Source organism: Lentzea sp. NPDC092896 (assembly GCF_044754905.1).
In the GTDB taxonomy this organism is placed as follows: domain Bacteria; phylum Actinomycetota; class Actinomycetes; order Mycobacteriales; family Pseudonocardiaceae; genus Lentzea.
This window is the reverse complement of the sequence record NZ_JBIVPX010000001.1, coordinates 2,215,551-2,231,114: the sequence shown is the minus strand read 5'-3', so window position 1 is coordinate 2,231,114 and position 15,564 is coordinate 2,215,551. Positions and strand designations below refer to the sequence as shown.

14 protein-coding genes are annotated in these 15,564 nt (G+C 69.7%); 6 read left to right on the top strand and 8 right to left on the bottom strand.

What is annotated here, in order from left to right:
- The first annotated feature begins 2 nt into the window (after nt 1-2).
- Nucleotides 3-656 (top strand): class I SAM-dependent methyltransferase, encoded by a 654-nt coding sequence (locus tag ACIQF0_RS09855; protein ID WP_401026799.1) that lies wholly within the window; start codon nt 3-5, stop codon nt 654-656.
- Here ACIQF0_RS09855 and ACIQF0_RS09850 read toward each other — a convergent pair.
- Both ACIQF0_RS09850 and ACIQF0_RS09845 read right to left on the bottom strand, forming a co-directional pair.
- Nucleotides 613-1,236, bottom strand: a complete 624-nt coding sequence (locus ACIQF0_RS09850; RefSeq protein WP_401026796.1) for a cation diffusion facilitator family transporter — start codon at nt 1,234-1,236, stop codon at nt 613-615. The two genes, ACIQF0_RS09855 and ACIQF0_RS09850, sit on opposite strands and share 44 nt — an antisense overlap.
- Nucleotides 1,229-1,546, bottom strand: coding sequence for a metalloregulator ArsR/SmtB family transcription factor (locus ACIQF0_RS09845; RefSeq protein WP_360030064.1), 318 nt, complete (start codon nt 1,544-1,546; stop codon nt 1,229-1,231). Before ACIQF0_RS09845 ends, ACIQF0_RS09850 begins: the two co-directional genes overlap by 8 nt.
- A gap of 252 nt (nt 1,547-1,798) precedes the next feature.
- Here ACIQF0_RS09845 and ACIQF0_RS09840 point away from each other — a divergent pair, with 252 nt between their 5' ends.
- A complete protein-coding gene (locus ACIQF0_RS09840; RefSeq protein ID WP_401026792.1) occupies nt 1,799-2,371 on the top strand; it encodes a class I SAM-dependent methyltransferase in 573 nt (190 codons plus the stop codon).
- Here the strand turns inward: ACIQF0_RS09840 and ACIQF0_RS09835 are convergent.
- Complete coding sequence (locus tag ACIQF0_RS09835) at nt 2,358-3,038, bottom strand: TetR/AcrR family transcriptional regulator (protein WP_401026789.1); 681 nt, start codon at nt 3,036-3,038, stop codon at nt 2,358-2,360. The two genes, ACIQF0_RS09840 and ACIQF0_RS09835, sit on opposite strands and share 14 nt — an antisense overlap.
- A 52-nt stretch (nt 3,039-3,090) precedes the next feature.
- Here ACIQF0_RS09835 and ACIQF0_RS09830 point away from each other — a divergent pair, with 52 nt between their 5' ends.
- From ACIQF0_RS09830 to ACIQF0_RS09820, 3 genes are all read left to right on the top strand, one after another.
- Nucleotides 3,091-4,518, top strand: coding sequence for an MFS transporter (locus ACIQF0_RS09830; RefSeq protein ID WP_401026786.1), 1,428 nt, complete (start codon nt 3,091-3,093; stop codon nt 4,516-4,518).
- A gap of 49 nt (nt 4,519-4,567) precedes the next feature.
- Complete coding sequence (locus ACIQF0_RS09825) at nt 4,568-6,541, top strand: ATP-binding protein (RefSeq protein WP_401026783.1); 1,974 nt, start codon at nt 4,568-4,570, stop codon at nt 6,539-6,541.
- A 94-nt stretch (nt 6,542-6,635) separates the two neighbouring features.
- The gene (locus ACIQF0_RS09820) at nt 6,636-7,997 is read left to right on the top strand and encodes an alpha-amylase family protein (RefSeq protein WP_401026780.1); all 1,362 of its coding nucleotides are present in this window, start codon (nt 6,636-6,638) and stop codon (nt 7,995-7,997) included.
- Between the two features lie 50 nt (nt 7,998-8,047).
- Here ACIQF0_RS09820 and ACIQF0_RS09815 read toward each other — a convergent pair whose 3' ends face one another.
- The 4 genes from ACIQF0_RS09815 to ACIQF0_RS09800 all read right to left on the bottom strand — a co-directional run bounded on the left by ACIQF0_RS09815 (nt 8,048) and on the right by ACIQF0_RS09800 (nt 13,233).
- Nucleotides 8,048-9,169, bottom strand: coding sequence for a S1 family peptidase (locus tag ACIQF0_RS09815; protein ID WP_401027775.1), 1,122 nt, complete (start codon nt 9,167-9,169; stop codon nt 8,048-8,050).
- Between the two features lie 170 nt (nt 9,170-9,339).
- Nucleotides 9,340-10,440 carry a zinc-binding dehydrogenase gene (locus tag ACIQF0_RS09810; protein ID WP_401026777.1) on the bottom strand — a complete coding sequence of 367 codons (1,101 nt, stop codon included), beginning with the start codon at nt 10,438-10,440 and terminating at the stop codon, nt 9,340-9,342.
- Entirely contained in the window at nt 10,437-10,850 is a 414-nt protein-coding gene (locus tag ACIQF0_RS09805; RefSeq protein WP_360030053.1) for a thioesterase family protein, read from the bottom strand. The genes ACIQF0_RS09810 and ACIQF0_RS09805 overlap by 4 nt, the downstream gene beginning before the upstream one ends.
- 13 nt (nt 10,851-10,863) lie before the next feature.
- Entirely contained in the window at nt 10,864-13,233 is a 2,370-nt protein-coding gene (locus ACIQF0_RS09800; RefSeq protein WP_401026774.1) for a LuxR C-terminal-related transcriptional regulator, read from the bottom strand.
- A gap of 188 nt (nt 13,234-13,421) precedes the next feature.
- On the opposite strand from ACIQF0_RS09800, the gene ACIQF0_RS09795 reads away from it, so the two are divergent.
- A complete protein-coding gene (locus ACIQF0_RS09795; protein WP_401026771.1) occupies nt 13,422-14,273 on the top strand; it encodes an alpha/beta hydrolase family protein in 852 nt (283 codons plus the stop codon).
- A 60-nt stretch (nt 14,274-14,333) separates the two neighbouring features.
- Here the strand turns inward: ACIQF0_RS09795 and ACIQF0_RS09790 are convergent, their stop codons facing one another.
- Nucleotides 14,334-15,536 (bottom strand): hypothetical protein, encoded by a 1,203-nt coding sequence (locus ACIQF0_RS09790; RefSeq protein ID WP_401026769.1) that lies wholly within the window; start codon nt 15,534-15,536, stop codon nt 14,334-14,336.
- Nucleotides 15,537-15,564: the final 28 nt, after the last annotated feature.

Genomic DNA, 15,564 nt, shown 5'->3' with positions numbered 1-15,564 from the left:
GCATGGACCAGGCCCGCTGGCAGACGTACTGGGACCGCAAGTCGGCGACCTACGACGCCGAGATCGGCGTCCTGGACCGCCGGGTCTTCGGCGACTCCCGCCAGTGGGCCTGTTCGCAGGCCTCCGGGGAGGTGCTGGAGGTCGCCGTCGGCACCGGCCTCAACCTGCCGCACTACCCCGCCGACGCCACGCTGACCGGCCTCGACCTGAGCGAGCAGATGCTCGGCCTCGCCCGCTCCCGCGCCGCGGACCTGGGCCGCGAGGTGACGTTGCGGCAGGGCACCGCGCACGCCCTGCCGTTCGACAACGGCTCGTTCGACACGGTCGTGTGCACGCTGGGTCTGTGCGCAATCCCCGACCACGAGACCGCGGTGACCGAGATGGTCAGGGTGCTGCGGCCGGGCGGGCGGCTGATCCTCCTCGACCACGTGGCCGGCACTTCCCGGCTCGTGCGCGGCGTGCAGTGGCTGGTGGAGCGGATCACGGTGCCGATGGCGGGCGAGCACTTCCTGCGCCGCCCGCTGCACCTCGTCGAGGCTCGCGGCCTGGTCGTCGAGCAACGGCAACGCTTCAAGCTCGGCGTGGTCGAACGGCTCGTCGCCCGCAAACCGGTCAGCAGCAGTGGTGGCCCCGCCACGCCTCCCGGCCTTCCCTGACCGCCACCACGGCGATCACCAGCGCCGCCAGCGGGTCGGCCCACCACCAGCCGAACAGGCTGTTGACCACGAGCCCGACGAGCAGCACCGCCGACAGGTAGGTGCACAACAGCGTCTGCTTCGAGTCCGCCACCGCGCTCGCCGACCCGAGTTCGCGACCGGCTCTGCGCTGGGCGTAGGACAGGCCGGGCATGATCAGCAACGACACCGCGGCCAGCACGATGCCGACCGTCGAGTGCTCCGCCCGTTCCCCCTGCAGCAACGACAGCACGGACTCGACCGACACGTAGGCCGCCAGCGCGAAGAACGACACCGCGATCACCTTGAGCGCCGTCCGCTCGCGCTTCTCGGGATCCCGCCCGGCGAACTGCCAGGCCACGGCCGTGGCCGAGGCGACCTCGATCACCGAGTCCAGCCCGAACCCGATCAGCGCCGTCGAGCCCGCCACCGTGCCCGCCGCGAGCGCGATGACCGCCTCGACGACGTTGTAGGTGATGGTGGCGGCGACGAACATCCGGACCCGCCGCTGAAGCACGAGCTTGCGCTCGTCCACGGCCGGCGCGCAGCAGGCGTCACTCATCGGCGCAGTCCGGTCCGGGCTCGACGGCCAGCACGACGTCCACGAGTTCACTGATCGCTCGCTTCAGGTGCTGGTCCGCGAGTTCGTACCGCACCTGCCGGCCCTGGTAGGTCGCGACGACCAGGCCGCAGCCGCGCAGGCACGACAGGTGGTTGGAGACGTTCGACCTGGTCAGCTCCAGCGTCTCGGCGAGTTGCGCGGGATAGCCGGGGCCGTCGAGCAGGGCGATCAGGATGCGGCACCGGGTCGGGTCCGCCAGGGCGCGGCCCAGCCGGGCGAGGGCCGCCTCCCGCGTCTCACAGGTCAGCATGGGCGGAACAGTACAGTGCTGGCTGTAATACAGCCAGCACTGAACAGTTGTTCAGGGACGGACGCGGTCAGTCGCGCAGCCGACGAGGAGCATCGCCAGGACGACTGCGAGCGCGTGGTCGCCACTGAGCGCGCAGATGCACGCGAGTGTGAGCCAGAGCACAAGCCTCATGGACCGAGGTTAGGGACCGTACGACGGAGATCGCATCTCATTTGGGCAAGGCTTGATGGTCGCTTAGGCAAAACTGCGTTGGTGACGACGCGAGAGTTCTGGGACCGGCACGCCGCAACGTTCGACGACGAGCCTGACCACGGGCTTCGCGACCCTCTCGTGCGCGACGCCTGGGCCCGTCTTCTGCTGCCGCTCGTCCCCGCGGAGTCCTCCGTGGCGGATCTCGGCTGCGGCACCGGCAGCCTGTCGGCCCTGCTCGCCGAGGCGGGCCACGACGTGCGCGGCCTGGACCTGTCCGAGGAGATGGTCAAAGCCGCGCGGGCCAAAGCGCCGGACGCGAGCTTCACCACCGGCGACGCGGCACATCCGCCGTACCCCGAGGCGTCGTTCGACGTCGTGCTGGCGCGGCACGTGCTGTGGGCGTTGCCGGATCCGGCGGCGGCGCTTCGGGAATGGGTGTCGTTGCTCAAGCCGGGCGGCGTTCTCCTGCTCGTCGAGGGCCGGTGGTCGACCGGCGCCGGTCTGACCGCCGCGCAGACCCGCTCGCTGGTGCTCGGGGTGCGAGCGGAGGCCGTGGTCACGCCTTTGAACGGCGAGGCCCTGTGGGGACGACCGATCGAGGACGAGCGCTACCTGCTGGTCAGCCGGCGGTAGTCAGGCCGTCGAGCAACAGCCGGAGCGCGAACTCGAACCGCTCGTGCCCCTCACCGGAGTTCAGCGTGTCCACGTGCTCGACGACGTGCGGGAAGCGGCTCACCGGCAGCATCCGCAGCCGTGCGACCATCTCGGACCGGTCCGGCTGCCCGCCGCGCAAGGACGATTCGAACGTGTAGCCGCTCACGTACAGGAGCACGGCGTCGATCGCCCACGCCGCCGGCTGCGGTGACACGCCGCCGGCCAGGAAGATCCCGAGCAGGCCCTCGGTGATCCGGAGCGTGTCGAGGTTGGCGGGCGGGGCGGACAACGCCGCCCGCGCGATCCCCGGATAGTGCAGGAACTGGTCGCGCAGCTGCCCGCAGACGTCGAGGACCTGCTCGCGCCACCGTCCCGCGTCGGGCGCGGGCACCACGATGTTCCTGCTGAGCGTCCCGATGAGCAGGTCGTCGAGGTCGGCCTTGTTGCGCACGTGCGCGTAGAGCGAGGCGGGCCCGGTCTGCAGCGCGGCGGCGACGCGGCGCATGGTCAGCGCGTCGAAACCCTCGGCCTCGACCAGCTTGAGCGCCGTGGTGACGATGCGGCTGACCGTGATCGGTTCCTTGCGCGCCGGGGCTGACTCCTGCTCCAGCGCGGCGATCTGGGTCGCCCACTCTTCGCGGTTCATGTGACCAGCCTACCAGTTGACTCGAACAGTGTTCGTGAGTAGAACAGTGTTCGTGACTACCTACGATCTCGCGCAGCCAGAACTGCACTCACCGCGGTCGCTCAGGGAGGCGTGGATCGCCCTCGCCGGCCTCTCCGCCGTGTTCCTCTTCGAGATGCTCGACAACTCGATCCTCAACGTCGCCCTGCCCACGATCGGCCGCGACCTGCACGCCTCGACGACCGCACTCCAGTGGGTGTCGAACTCCTACGCCGTCGTGTTCGGCGGCCTGATGCTGGTGTTCGGCGCCGTGGCGGACCGCTTCGGCCGCCGCCGCGTGATGCTCGCCGGCCTCGCGCTGCTTGGTGTGGCGAGCCTCGCGACCCTGTTCGTCACGTCCGTGAGCGGCCTCATCGCCGTGCGCTCGGTGATGGGCATCGCCGCCGCCATGACCACACCGGGCTCGATCGCACTCGCGTTCCGCCTGTTCCAGGCCGACGACCTCCGCATCCGTGCGATGACGCTCATCTCGACCGTGGGCCTCGTCGGCCTGGCGATCGGCCCGCCGCTCGGCGGTTTCCTGCTCGCCATCGCGCCCTGGCAGGCGTTGCTCCTGATCAACGTGCCGATCGCGGTGCTCGCGTTCCTCGGCATCGGCCGCGGCATCCAGGCCGACACGGACCTGCACCGCGGTCCCGCCGACTACCTCGGCGGCCTGCTCGGCACCGCGGCGATCGCACTGGCCCTCGTCACGCCGACGCTCTTCGTCGAAGGCTCCTCCTGGCTCGCGTGGGCCGCCGCCGCACTGACCGTCGTGACCGCGATCCTGTTCGTGGTTCGCGCGCGCACGGCCAGCCATCCGTTGCTGGACCTCAAACTCGTCGCGCACCCGCTGGTCTCGAGCGGCCTCGCGTACAAGGCCGCGACGGGCCTGGCAGCGGCCGGCCTGACCTACCTCGTGACCCTCCAGCTGCAGCTCGACTGGGGCTGGTCCCCCGCACTCGCCGCCGCCGGCATGCTGCCGCAGGTCGCCGTCCTCATCGCCGCGGGCCCGCTGGTCAACCGCTTCGTGCGCTGGGCGGGCCTCGACCGGGCCGTGTGGCTCGGCGCGCTCTGCGTCGTCGCCGGACTGGCCGTCTACGCGCTGCTCGGCCGCCTCGGCTACCCGCCGGTCGCCATGGCGTTGGTGCTGGTCGCCATCGGCATCCGCGTGGTCGGCGCCGTCGCGGGCGTCAACGTCCTCAAGGGCCTGCCCGAGAACCGGACCTCGATCGGTGCCGCTCTGATCGACACCGCGTCCCAGGTCACCTCTGCCGCGGGTGTCGCCGTCAGCGGCACGGTGCTGGCGGTTTTGTTCGTCGGCGGCATCGCGCAGCCGGACTGGTCCAGCGTGCAGACCGCGCAGTTCGAGCGGGCCGTCACGATCGGCAGTCTCGCCCTGACCGCGATGGCCGCCGCCCTCGTCGGCTGGGCGTACCTCCGCGCCCGCCGCGCTGTTTGACCTCGTATGGACTACTGCGTGGCGGCGCGGCGCGCGGTTACCGTGCCTTGTGAGCAACGAGGTCGGTGACGTCCACGGCCAGGTCGTCCAGGCCGGCCACGTGGGCCGCATCGACCTGCATCCTGCACCTGCCCCGGTGACCGCGTTGTCCGGGCTACCACCCGCCACCACGGTCTTCTGCGGCCGGGAAACCGAGCTGGCCACGCTGAGAGACAGCTGGCCAGAAGACGGCCCGGCGATCGCCGTGGCTGGACTCGCGGGCATCGGCAAGACCGAACTCGTCCTGCACGCCGCCCACCAGGCGATCGAGGCGGGCGACTTCCCAGGTGGCGTGCTGTTCGTCGACCTGCAGGGCTACGACGACGCCCACACGATGTCGCCAGCTCAGGCACTCGACAACTTCTTGCGCGCGTTAGGCGTCGACAGCCACCACTTACCACCCGCCGAGGACCAACGGGCTGTTCTCTACCGCTCGATGCTCAGCAGCCGGCCACGCATGTTGATCGTTCTCGACAACGCCTCCTCCATCACCCAGGTACGACCGTTGCTGCCTGGCGGCCGTCACCGGGTGGTGATCACCAGCAGGCACACGCTGTCCGGGTTGGACGAAGCGCACCACCTCGACCTCGGCCTACTGAACGAGTCCGAGGCAGCCGAACTGGTCGGCGATCCCAGGCTGGCAAAGTTGTGCGGGCGGCTTCCACTCGCGCTGCGGATCATGCGAGCGCTCACCGCGACCGACCCGCTCACCGAGTGGGCAACCGAACTCGCCGACACGCAGCACCGGTTGGATCTCCTCGACGACGGTGACAGTCGAGCGGTGCACGCGGCGTTCGCCCTGTCCTACCGCGCACTGGATGACGAGGAGCGTCGCCTCTTCCGTCTGCTCCCTCTTCATCCGACCGACGAGTTCTCGCTGGAGGGCGCGGCGGCGCTGGCCGACCGCACGGTGCAGCGCACCCGAGCCCTGCTCAGGGAACTCGTCCGCGCGCACCTGGTCGAGCCTGGGTCCGACGCTGGTTGGTTCACCTTCCACGACCTGGTCAGGTTGTACGCGGAGCATTGCCGCGCTTGCGATCCCGAAGCCGATCTCGCCGTCAACCGGATGATGATCCACTACGCGATCAAGGCAAGTGCCGCGAGCTGGCGCCGCTCAGCACAGGCTCCTTTCACAAGCCGCGAGGAAGCCTTCGCATGGTTCGACCGCACATGGTCTGTGCTGACCGACACTGCAAGGATCGCCGCCGAACAAGAGCGACCCGATGTCCTGTTTCCCCTCGCCGAAAGCCTCTGGTCCTACTTCGACATTCGCTGGCCACCGGACCGCCTGCGCGAGATCTGCCAGTGGGCTCTGGGCTTGGCCAGAGCCATCGGAGACCGCCGCTGGGAAGCGAAGACGCAAACCGAACTGGGGAACGTTCACGTGCGCACTCGGCAGTTCATGGAGGGCATCGCCCACATCGAGAGCTCATTAGCACTGCACCGCGCAGTCAGCGATGAACACACCCTGGCCGGTGTGCTGAACGACCTCGGCAGTGCATACCGCAAATCGGGACGCCCGATCGACGCCACAGTCGCTTACGCCGAAGCGCTCAGCATCAGGGAAGCAATCGGTTACCGGCACGGTGAAGGGCAGGTGTTGAACAACCTGGGCAACGCGGCGCGCGGGATCGGGGATTTTGCAGCGGCGTCGGAGTGGTACGACAAGGCCTTGGCCCTCCGCGAGCAGATCGGCGATCGCCGCGGCAAGGCGCAAACTCACCACAACATCGCCACGAACCTCATGTACCTGGGCAACTTCGAGGAGGCGATCAGTCGCTACTCGGTGGCCTTGCGCGAACACCGCGATCTGCATCAGCCCTACCGCGAGGCTTGGACGCTCACCATGATGGGCAGAGCGCTGCGAACGGTGAGCAGACGGGCCCAGGCCGAGGAGGCGTGGCGTAGCGCGTTGTCCATTCTTGAACGACTCGGCGCCGAGCGTGAGGCCCAGGAAGTCCGGGCACTGCTCGCCGACATCTAGACGGTCGAATTACTCCGGAAAGTTCTTGCAACGCTATGCCCGGTGTGCCTGCGGATGCTACGACGTGTGTGAACCCCTGCAGCAAGGAGACAACGTGGTTTCCTCGGCTTCGCGCACCCTTCTAGCGGTGCTGCTGATCGTCGGACTGTCCACACCGGTGCAAAGTCTTGCGGCGCCACCGGGCGCCAAGGACGTCACCGTCACCCTGTTCCAATGGCCGTTCGCCCGCGTGGCAACGGAGTGCACGAACGTTCTCGGGCCCAAGGGCTACGGCTACGTCGAGGTCTCCCCCGCGACCGAGCACATCCAGGGTCCGCAGTGGTGGACCAGCTACCAGCCCGTCAGCTACCGGATCGCGGGCAGGCTCGGTGACGAGAACGCGTTCCGGAACATGGTCAGCACCTGCCACAACGCGGGTGTGAAGGTCATCGCGGACGCGGTCATCAACCACATGAGCGCCGGATCCGGCACGGGCACGGGCGGCACCGGCTACTCCAAGTACAACTATCCCGGCGTCTACAGCGACTGGGACTTCCACTCGTGCCGCTCGGCGATCAACAACTACCAGGACCGCTACAACGTCCAGAACTGCGAGCTCGTCAACCTGTCCGATCTGGACACCGGCAGCGACTACGTGCGCGGGGCGATCGCCGGGTACCTGAACCGGTTGATCGGCATGGGCGTGGACGGGTTCCGGGTCGACGCGGCCAAGCACATCGCGGCCGCCGATCTGGCGGCGATCAAGGGGAAGCTGAGCAACCCCAACGTCTTCTGGGTGCACGAGGTGATCTACGGCGCCGGTGAGGCGGTGCAGCCCGGCGAGTACACGGGATCCGGTGACGTGGACGAGTTCCGGTACGCCTACGACGTCAAGCGGATCTTCCAGAACGAGAACCTGGCCTACCTCAAGACGTTCGGGCAGTCGTGGGGCTTCCTGCCCAGTGGTCAGGCACGGCCGTTCGTCGACAACTGGGACACCGAACGCAACGGGTCCACGTTGACGTACAAGGACGGGTCGACCTACACGCTCGCGAACGTCTTCATGCTGGCGTGGAACTACGGTGCGCCGCAGGTGTATTCGGGCTACGAGTTCACCGACAAGGACGCGGGTCCGCCCGGCAACTCGGTCTGCTACAGCGGCTGGAAGTGCCAGCACGCGTGGACGCAGGTCGCGAACATGGTGGCGTTCCGCAACACCGTCGCGGGCACCGACGTGAACAACTGGCAGGACAACGGGTTCGACATGATCGCGTTCGGTCGCGGCAGCAAGGGATTCGTCGCGATCAACCGCGAGACGTTCCCGGTGAGCCGCACGTTCCAGACCGCGTTGCCGGCCGGAAGTTACTGCAACGTCCAGGAGAACGGCTGTGTCCGCGTGACCGTGGACTCGCAGGGCAGGTTCACGACGACGCTCGGCGCGGGAACAGCTCTGGCGTTGCACGTCAACGCCCGCTAGGAGATCACCGGCTGTCCACCACGCGAAGTGGTGGACAGCCGGGAGTTTCATCAGGCGGTGTGCAGCCTCAGGCCGTAGACGTTCAGGATCTCGTTGATCGGCTGGAACCACGTGCGACCGCCGCTGGAGCAGTTGCCGTAGCCGCCGGACGTGACGCCCTGGGCCTGGTCACCGGTGATGAACGAACCACCGGAGTCGCCGCCCTCGGCGCAGACCGAGGTGCCGACCATCTGGTAGACCGCGCCCTGCTGGTAGTTCACGGTCTCGTTGCGGCCCTGGATCACGCCGCAGTGCCACTGGGTCGTCGAACCGGAGCGGCACACCGAGGTGCCGACCGGCGCCTCCCACGAACCGCGCACCAGCGCGTCCGGCACGCGACCCCAGCCGAGCACGACCGGCACGGTCCACCAGCCACCGCCGGTGCGCACCCAGGCGTAGTCGTTGCCGGGGAACGAAGAACCGGCGAAGTTGCCCTGGAAGGAGCGGTCCCAGCCGTAGACGGCCGCGCCGTTGCCGCCGCAGTGGCCCGCGGTGACGTAGCCGCCGTGCACGGAGAAGCCGATGGAGCAGCGGACGTTGCCGGTGTAGTACGGGTCGCCGCCGACCGTGCCCGCGGCGAACGTCTGCGGCTGCCGCACGCCCTCGGTGCGCACGGTGATGGCGCCGAACTGACGTGCCTTGTCCAGGAACGAGGCCACCTCGGCGGTCTGCTTGCCGGCCTCCACGCTCACCTCGACGGTGCCGGTGCGCGCGTCGGGACGCCAGCCCGCGACCGCGGACGGCACCGCGCCGGCCGCGGACAGGGCGTCGAGGCGGTTCTTGTGGGCCGCCATCGAGTTCGCCGAACGGCCGACGACCACCGCTTCGGCACCGGTGGCCTCGACCTTGCGGGCGGCGGAGGCGTCCGTCACCGCGACGACCAGGCGGTTCTTCGTCTCGTCGAACCAGCTGCCGGCGAGTGCGGCACCGGCCTCGCCTTCGGCGCGCGGGGCAAGAGCCGACGCACGTTGTTCCTCGTCCAGACGCAACCGCGCCTGGCTCTCGGTCAGCCCGAACGCCGAGCTCATCGCGGTGAGCAGACCGGGTGACATCTCCTTCTCCGACGCCTGGGCCGGAACGCTGAAGGTGGACCCGACCAGCACGAGTGCCAGCGCGGGCACGATTCTGGGCATGGTGAAGCGCATGCTCTTCTCCTTGTCCGTGCAGGGATCGCCACCCGCCCCGTTGCGAATGACGACGAACATGAGAGCGCTCTCACCGTGCAGCAGGCAGACCTCGGTGGTCAACAGCTGACACCGGAACTGTCCTGCCCGATTCGTGCCCGGATGGGCTTGATCGGGCGTTACTCCATCACGACGACCTGCCGGACGGCCTCGCCGGAGGCGAGCTTCGCGAACCCGTCGTTGATCTCGTCGAGCCGTAGTCGCCCGGACAGCAGTCCGTCGACCGGCAGCCGTCCCGCGCGGTAGAGGTCGACGAACCTGGGCACGTCCCGACGCGGCACGCACGAGCCGAGGTAGCTGCCTTTGAGCGTGCGTTCCTCGGCGACCAGGTTCAGCGCGGGCAGCGACACGGTGCGATCGGGGTGTGGCAGGCCAACGGTGACCGTGGTGCCGCCGACGGACGTGGCGGCGTAGGCCTGTTCGAGCACCGCCGCGACGCCGGTCGTGTCGATGACCTTGTCCGCGCCACCACCGGTCAGGTCGCGCACGTGGGCGACGGCGTCCGGGCCGCCCGCGGCCTCGTGCGTCGCGCCGAGCGTGAGAGCGAGCTTGCGCTTGTGCTCGACCACGTCCACCGCGACGACCTGCGTGGCACCCGCCGTCACGGCCGCGAGCACCGCCGCCAGGCCGACGCCACCGAGCCCGAAGACCGCGACCCGGTCCCCCGGCTTCACCTCGGCGCTGTAGAACGCCGCTCCCGCACCGGTCAGCACCGCGCAGCCGAACAGCGCGGCGATGTCGAACGGCAGATCCGGCGGCACGAGGGTCGCAGACCTGTCGGAGATCACCGTGTACTCGGCGAACCCGGACACGCCCAGGTGGTGGTGCGGACGCGTGCCGTCCGGCAGGGTCCAGCGTCGCTGTCCGCCGAGCAGCGTGCCGTCACGGTTCGCCGCGGCTCCCGGTTCGCACAACGCCTGACGGCCCGACGCGCACCGGCGGCAGGCACCGCACGCGGGCACGAACGACAGCACGACGTGGTCGCCGGGCGCGAACTCGGCGTTCGGGCCCGCCTCCACGACCTCGCCCGCCGCCTCGTGGCCGAGCACCATCGGCAGCGGCCGGATGCGCGAGCCGTCGATCACGGACAGGTCGGAGTGGCACAGGCCGGTGGCGTGCACCCGCACCAGCACCTCGCCGGGACCGGGTGGGTCGAGTTCGAGCTCCACGATCTCCAACGGCCCACCGACCCCGGTCAGCACCGCGCCTCGCGTCTTCACGCCACCACCAGACCTTCCATCGCCGTGCGCAGGTTCGCGGGGATCTCCGCCGGTTTGCGCGTCGCGCGGTCCACGAAGACGTGCACGAAATGGCCCTCCGCCACGACGTCCTCGCGTCCCTCGAAGAAGAACCCGACCTCGTAGCGCACGCTCGACCGGCCGAGGTGCCCGACGCGCAGCCCGGCGTCGACCGCTTCCGGGAAGGAGATGGAGGCCCGGTAGTTGCAGTGGGACTCCACGCAGAGCCCGATCTGCTGCCCGGCCTGGATGTCCAGCCCGGCGCCGATGAGCCACGTGTTGATCACCGTGTCCATGAACGCGTAGTGGACGACGTTGTTCACGTGGCCGTAGACGTCGTTGTCCGCCCACCGGGTCGGAATCCGCTGCCAGTGCCGGTACTGCTCGCGCACACAACCTCCAAGATCAATCGAGTCTCCTGGTGAGCTCGACCCTCGACCGCACGCCGAGCCGCGCGAAGATGTTGCGCAGGTGGTGCTCGACGGTGCGGTGGCTCAGGAACAACCGCGCGGCGACCTCGCGGTTCGTCGCGCCCTCGGCGACCAGCCTGGCGATCTGCGCCTGCTGCGGCGTCAGGCCGGGGTGGTCCTTGGGCTCGCTCGTGGAGTCGCCGGCCGCGCGCAGTTCGGCGCGGGCGCGTTCGACCCAGTGATCGGCCTGGTACGACTGGAAGATGCGCACGGCGTCGCGCAGGTGTTCGCGCGCCGCCTTGGGCTTGCGCCCGCGCCGCAACCGGTTCCCGTACAGCAGCTCGGTCTTGGCCAGTTCCAGCGCGGTGCCGCTGGCGCGGTGCAGCCGGATGGCTTCCTCGAAGTGCTCGTCGGCCGTGCCGGTCTCCATCAGGCCGTGGCAGCGGTGCGAAAGCGCCATGCGGGCCGTGCTTCCCGTTGTGCCGGCCCACTTCTCGTACGGCTGCAGCGCTCTGTCCGCTGTGGACGGTTTGCCGCACGCCACGGCGGCCTCCACCACGTGTGGTGCGGCCATGACCTTGATGCCGGCGTGTCCCGGCTGCAGTCGCAACCGGTCGAGCGCGTCTGCGGGCCGGTCGCGGGCCAGGTCGACGCACGCGAACGCCCAGGCGCCGAACGTGCCGGGCCGGGTGAGTCCGCGCTGGGTGATGTGCTCGGTGGCGGTGTCGATGCGGTGCAACGCCGTGTCCGCGTCACCGCGCAACGCCGCCAGCAACGCGAGGATCGTCAAGTGGTCGACCACGGCGTTGTGCTGCCCGATCGCCGTCGCCGCGTGCACGCCCTCGGTGGCCGCCGTCAGCGCCGCCGCGTGCTGGTCCAGCAGCAACGCCGACAACGCCCGGTACACCAGCGCCCACGGCACCAGCGCGACGAACCCGCTCTCCCGCGCCGCCGTCACCGCGCTGGTCGCCATCTCGTGCGACCGGGCGGCGTCCCCGAGCACGTAGGCGGCCTGGCTCGCCCAGATCCGGGCCTGCGGTCCGGGGACCTGGTCAGCAAGATCCACGACGGTGCGCAGCGCGGGCAACGCCTCGTCGTGGTGGCCGTCGAACGTCGCCAGCATGCCGGTGAGGTGGTCGAGCGTGAGCCGGGTGGCGGGTGGCTCGTCGTCGCGGCGGATCTCCCTCGCGAACTCGGCGACCGCGGTGTAGCGGCGGTGGTCTCCGGCGATGCTGGCCGCCTCGCCGGCGAACCCCAGTGCCGCCACCGCGAGCGTGCGACGGGTGCCGACCAGGCCTTTCGCCGCGCGCACCAACCGGTCCGCCGCCACGTCCGGGAGGCTCTCACCGAGGTCGATGCCGCCGACGACCAGGTCCATGAGCGCCCTGAGCTCCGGTGTGTGGGTCATCCGGACCGCGGTGCGCAGGACGGCCCGCGACCGGTGCGGCGCTCCGTGCGCCCAATGGTCGGCGGCGGCCTTGAGCAGGCGGTGCGCCTTCTCCTCGGGGTCGGTCGTGAGCCGGGCCGCGCGGTCGTGATCGCGTGCGGCGGTGGCGAAGTCGCCACACAGACGGGCGTGTTCGGCGTGGGTGGTGAGGATGTCGGCGAGCCCGGCGTCCTGGGTCGTGACCGCCTGGTGCCACGTGCGCCGGGCACCGGGCGGCAGGGTCTCCGCGAGTTCGGCGTGGGCCCTGCGCCGCAGCGGCAGCGGCACGTCCGCCTGCAGCGCGGACCGGACCAGCCTGCGCGGGTCGACCAACGGGCCCGCCTCGATCACCGCGTCGAGGTCGAGTGCCTCGGCGTCGATCTCCTCGTCCACCGCGGCCAGCGCGACGACGTGCTGTGCCCGGGGCGACAGGCTGTCGAACCGGGCTCGCCATCGCAGCCGCAGAGAGCTGTTCTCCGGCAGTACCTCCGGCGCCGCCGCGATGCCTCCGAGCTGCGCGGACGTCAGCGATCCCGCCAGCTCGACCAGCGCCAGCGGATTCCCGCAGGCGAGGTCGGCGAGGTCCGCGGCGAGCGTGGCGGGCAGGCCGGGCACCAGGTCGTGCAGCACCCGCAGGCTCGTCGCGGGGTCCAACGGGTCGAGCGTGACGCTGGGCAATCCGCACGCCTCGCCCTCGGTCGCGATGAGCAGCGCGGCCCTCGTTCCGACGACGTCCCGTGCGAGCTGCACGAGGTCATCGTCGAGTTCGCGGACATCCACGCACAACAACGCGTCGTAGGTCTGCCGCACGGCGTCGAGCAGCGCTGTCTTGCCCGAGCCGGCCTCGCCGCGCAGCACGAGCACCCCGCCGCGCCCAACGCGCGCACGGTCCACCAACGCGTCCACGGCGACGCGTTGCCGCTCTCGGCCACGCAGCATCGGCCCAGTCTTACGGCGGTAGCGGCCCCTCCGGAAGGGGTAACGCCCAAATTCACCTACCACCGTTAGTTTTGCCACCGAAGTTGTTCACCGAGACCGGTGGTTGCACCGATGCGGACCCGGCGGCCGGGGCAGGAGGGTCGAGAACGTTCCTCCCCTGTTCCCTGCCGAATGAGGTGTACAGCGCTGTGCAACTCCGCACCCTGATCCCCATCGCACTCTCCCTGGTGCTCGTCACGGGCACTGAAGCCCAAGCGGCCGACAACCCGTACGAGCGCGGCCCCGCGCCGACCAACTCGAGCATCGAGGCGACGCGCGGCTCGTTCGCCGTGTCGGAGACCTCGGTGTCGTCCCTGGTGGGCGGCTTCGGCGGCGGCACGATCTACTACCCGACCAGCACCTCCGCGGGCACGTTCGGCGCCGTGGTCATCTCCCCCGGCTACACCGGCACGCAGTCGAGCATCTCGTGGCTCGGCCCGCGCCTGGCCTCGCAGGGCTTCGTGATCTTCACCATCGACACGAACACGATCTACGACCAGCCCGACAGCAGGGCGTCGCAGTTGCTGGCGGCGCTCGACTACCTGACCCAGCAGAGCTCGGTGCGCACCCGGATCGACTCCTCGCGCCTGGGCGTCATGGGCCACTCGATGGGTGGTGGCGGCACCCTGCGCGCCGCCAGCCAGCGTCCGGCACTGCAAGCGGCGATCCCGCTGACCGCCTGGCACACCACGAAGAACTGGTCGTCCGTCCGCGTCCCGACCCTGGTCGTCGGCGCCGAGAGCGACTCGGTCGCCCCGGTCTCGTCGCACTCCGAACCGTTCTACACGTCACTGCCGTCCACTTTGGACAAGGCGTACCTCGAGCTCAACAACGCCTCGCACTTCGCACCCAACTCGTCCAACACGACGATCGCGAAGTACAGCATCTCGTGGCTCAAGCGGTTCATCGACAACGACACCCGCTACGAGCAGTTCCTCTGCCCGGCGCCGGGACGCAGCACGCTGATCGAGGAGTACCGGGACACGTGCCCGCACTCCTGATCCTCTGAACACGGGTCGCGGCGCCACCCCGAGCGCGGGGCGCCGCGACCCGACCCACGTTCAGCTCCTGGTCCTGCGCCTGCGCAGCCACCAGACGGTGAACACCACCATCAGCAGCAGCACCAAGGTGATCACCATGTCCCACGGCACCGTTCTCGCACGCTTCGCGGGTTCGGACCCCAGGGCCCGGATCTGCACCGTCACCCGCTCCGTCACCGCGGTCAGGCTCACCTCCCTGTGGGGGAACGCCGTCTCGACCTCCGCGATCACGACGACCCGCTCCACCTGTTCGGGCGCACGGCGATCCGGGAACCCGACCTCGACGAGGTTGCGCTCCCGCACCTCGGCGGGAATGCCCTCGGTCCCGAGGATCTTCAGGCCTTCCGGCAGGTGGAGGCTCCCGTTGTAGCTGTCGTGGGCGGGGCCTCTCGCCCGGAACTCGCCGATCACCTTGATCCGTTCCCCCACCGCCAGGTCTCGCGGAAAGGTCGAACCGTCGGGGTTGACGACGGTGATCCCCAACGGCTCGACGGTGTTCTGGTCGGCCTTGACGAACGCCGTGTCGACGTCGTCGATGTCGGTGCCGGGAACGTCGACCTTGAGCACCTTTGACTTGCCGTCCGCGACGTCGAACTTCGACACCTGGTCCTCGTCGGCGTCGTCGGACCGCCAGTGGGCGACGCCCCAGGTCGTCTTGTCGATGCCGAGGCGGTCGGCGGACGTCAGCTGGTAGTGGTCGACCGGGAGGTCGCGGAAGCAGTACGTCCCGTCGTCGGCCGTGAAGGCCGTGCGTTCGCCACCGACGTTCACGGGATGACGTGCCTGGATCTCGTGGCCACCGATCAGGCGCTCCCCGTCCTGCCGCTGACCGTCGGCGTTCTCGTCGAGCCAGGCCGTTCCGCAGATCGCGGCGCCGTGCACGCCGATCACCAGCCTGTCGCCGGGATCGACCGCCGCGACCGCCCTGGTCGTGACCACGTACTTGTCCTCCGGGAACGCCACCGCCCACGGGCGCGGTTCGAGCTTCGCCAGGCCGTGGTCGTCGGTGTACATCGGATAGCCCGCGGTGTCCGGATAACCGCGGAAGTTGGGATTCGTGAGGCTGAAGTAGGCGTGAGCGAACGGCGGTTCGTCGGCCTGCCGCACGCCGTCGCGGTTGCGGTCCCAGAAGACCTCGACCTCGGCGCCGTCCTGCGCCGCCGCGACGCCCGTTCCTCCCGTTCCCAGCAGGACGACGAGCACGAAGATGACTTTTCTCAGCACAACCCGGAAGTGCCCGCCACACCGGGAA